This window comes from Mesorhizobium sp. M7A.F.Ca.CA.001.10.2.1 (genome assembly GCF_003998575.1).
In the GTDB taxonomy this organism is placed as follows: domain Bacteria; phylum Pseudomonadota; class Alphaproteobacteria; order Rhizobiales; family Rhizobiaceae; genus Mesorhizobium.
In genome coordinates, this window is sequence record NZ_RZQY01000730.1 from 1 (window position 1) to 2,861 (window position 2,861).

At 62.9% G+C, this 2,861-nt stretch carries 4 protein-coding genes; 3 read left to right on the forward strand and 1 reads right to left on the reverse strand.

Annotated features, from left to right (window positions below; translation table 11 throughout):
• Positions 1-466, forward strand: a 466-nt coding sequence (locus EN964_RS30750) for a tyrosine-type recombinase/integrase (protein WP_164776102.1), incomplete at its 5' end; no start/stop codon positions are given.
• A gap of 380 nt (positions 467-846) precedes the next feature.
• Entirely contained in the window at positions 847-1,917 is a 1,071-nt protein-coding gene (locus tag EN964_RS30755) for a TraB/GumN family protein (protein WP_127270060.1), read from the forward strand.
• A gap of 10 nt (positions 1,918-1,927) precedes the next feature.
• On the opposite strand, the gene EN964_RS30760 is transcribed toward EN964_RS30755, so the two are convergent.
• The gene (locus EN964_RS30760) at positions 1,928-2,521 is read right to left on the reverse strand and encodes a DUF2867 domain-containing protein (RefSeq protein WP_127270062.1); all 594 of its coding nucleotides are present in this window, start codon (positions 2,519-2,521) and stop codon (positions 1,928-1,930) included.
• A 77-nt stretch (positions 2,522-2,598) separates the two neighbouring features.
• Here EN964_RS30760 and EN964_RS37920 point away from each other — a divergent pair.
• On the forward strand, positions 2,599-2,861 hold a 263-nt coding region (locus tag EN964_RS37920), incomplete at its 3' end, for a hypothetical protein (RefSeq protein ID WP_164776101.1).

A 2,861-nucleotide genomic window follows, 5' to 3' on the forward strand; every position in this document is an offset into this window, starting at 1 on the left:
GCTCTACGGCTCCGGCCTGCGCATTTCCGAGGCGCTTGGCCTCGCCGGCGCCGATCTGGCGTCGGCGGCCGACACGGTGCTTCGCGTCACCGGCAAGGGCGGCAAGACGCGCCTGGTGCCGGTGCTGCCGGTGGCGCTCAGGGCGATCGCCGAATATCGCCGGCTCTGCCCCTACCATCTCGACCCCAAGGGCCTGTTGTTTCGCGGCGCCCGCGGCGGTCCGCTCAACCCGGCCATTGTCCAGCGCGACATGGCCAAGCTGCGCTCGGCGCTCAACCTGCCCGATACCGCGACGCCGCATGCGCTGCGCCATTCCTTCGCTACGCATCTGCTCGGCCGCGGCGGCGATTTGCGCACCATCCAGGAACTGCTCGGCCACGCCAGTCTGTCGACGACGCAGATCTACACCGGCGTCGACACCGCGAGGCTGCTCGAGATTTACGAATCAGCCCATCCACGGGCATGAACGCCAGTAGCGTCGCATAGTATCGGTGGCCAAACGTTCACCATTGGCCGAAAGCCTCCCCAACGTCGTCATCCCTGGGCGAAGCAGGAGCGAAGCTCCGTCGCGGAGACCCTGGGATCCATGCCGCGACCTTTGCCATGGAGTGCTGCGGAGCGGAATTCTGCACTGTTGCAGCGTTCCAGAGTCCCGGCATGGATCCTCGGGTCTGCGCCGCGTCGCTACGCTCCTTGCTCCGCCCATGGATGACGAAGAAATGGGCGTTTCCGCTAATCATTGAGTCATGAGCACCATCGACGTCCGCTGAGGGCGATAGCCGGTCGAAGACAATTTCGCAGTACCAATTAACCGTTTTGCCGCTTTTCGGTTCTAGGAATGGGATCATGAAACGCGTCATCGCCATCGCCGACCGTGCAGCTTCCGTGTCGCTGAAGCTGCTCGTCGCGCTCAACGTTCTGTTCTTCCTGTCGTTTCTCGCCGTACTGCTGTTCGCGGCCGGCAAGGCGCATGCCGAAATCCCGACCTGCACCGGCGCCGACATGCTGTCGGCCTTGCAGAAGAACGATCCGGCGACCTACCGCAAGATCGAAGCGGAAGCCGCCGCGACACCGAACGGCAAGGGCCTGTTGTGGAAGCTGGAAAAGCCCGGCGAGAAGCCGTCCTTCCTGTTCGGCACCATGCATATGACCGACCCGCGCGTCACCACGCTGCCTCCCGACGCGCAGAAAGCCTATGACGCCGCCGGCACCATCATCATCGAAACCACGGACGTGCTCGACAAGCAGAAGATGATGGTCGCGATGCTCAAGGAGCCGGACCTGATGATGTTCACTGATTCGACGACGCTGGCGTCGCTGCTGTCGCCCGACGATGCGGCGGCCATGAACGCCGCGCTCGACGCACGCGGCATTCCTCCGGCAACGGTTGCCAAGATGAAGCCGTGGATGCTCTCGGCCATGATGGCACTGCCGGCCTGCGAACTCGCCCGCCAGTCAGGCGGCGCCCCGGTGCTCGATGTCAGGCTGGCGGAAGGTGCAAAGGCTTCCGGCAAGCCGGTGGAAGGATTGGAGACTGCTGAAAGCCAGTTGCGCGCCATGGCCTCGCTGCCGCTGGCGTTTCACATGAAGGGCCTCGTCGACACGCTGAAGCTCGGCGATAAGATCAACGACATCAACGAAACCATGATCGTGCTCTACCAGCGCGGCGACACCGGAATGTTCTGGCCGCTGTTTCGCGTGGCCATGCCGGAGGGCACGGACGACCCCGCGGGCTATGCGGCGTTCGAGGAAACCATGATCACCAGCCGCAACAAGGTGATGGTCGAGCATGCCGAACCGATCCTTGCTAGGGGCAACGTCTTCATGGCGGTCGGCGCCCTCCACCTTCCCGGCCCCGAAGGCCTCGTCGAGGACTTCCGCAAGGCCGGTTACACCGTCACGCCTGTTGGACTTTAGCTACTTCAGTTTACTTCGCCAGGATCTGGGCCAGCATCGCCGGAACGATGATCCGGTGAAACGGCATGATGATCGCAAGATAGGCGCGCCCGAGCCAATTGTGCGTCTTGACGATCGTCGTCGCGGCCACCTCTTGCCGGCCCATGCCGAGATCCCTGACTTCGACCAGGACACGGAAATCGAGATGACGGTCGTCGAGGCCAAGCACAACCTTGCCGGGAAACTGGCTGATGAGCGGAAATATCCCGATCCGGCCTGACGGCAACACCGCAGCTTCCAGGCCCGTCTTCAGCCGGAACGGCTTGACGGCAAGGTTGCGCAGCGCCATGAGCCTGCCGACCCAGGGCGGCGTTCGCCCCAGGGCGCGTTCCGCCGCGCCGAGTGCCGTTAAAGAAAGACCCTGGGTGACCAGCACATAGCGGTCGGCGAACTGGGCTCCGGCGAGGGCAGTGCAGTGATTCGGGACAAACTCTGCCAGGGGATTCGTCACGGCAAAATCCTCCGAAAAGATCATAATAGGCACCAACTTGGCGCGTTGCATGGCGAAACGACGCCATTCCGGCGCCGGAACGGCGGGATTGTCCTTGTTTTTGGCGTTTTCCAACCCTAGCGTGAAACCAGTTCAATGATTGCGCGTTATATGGTGTTGATTGATATTTTTCATCCACGGAGGACACTTTTATGGCGAACGCACCGAATCCAAACGACCCGTTCAATCCCAACACCACCAACACCACCATCAAGCAGAGCGGTGGCGGCGGTAGTGGCTGGCTGATTGCGCTGGTCGTCGTTATTCTGGCGGTTGTCGCGTATTATATTTTCGGAAGAAGCGGTGAGCACCCGGCACCCGCCGAGCCGCCGGCGGCCAGCACACCGGCGCCCGCACCGGCACCGGCCGAACCGATGAAGCCGGCCGAACCCGCGCCAGCACCCGCGCCTGCTCC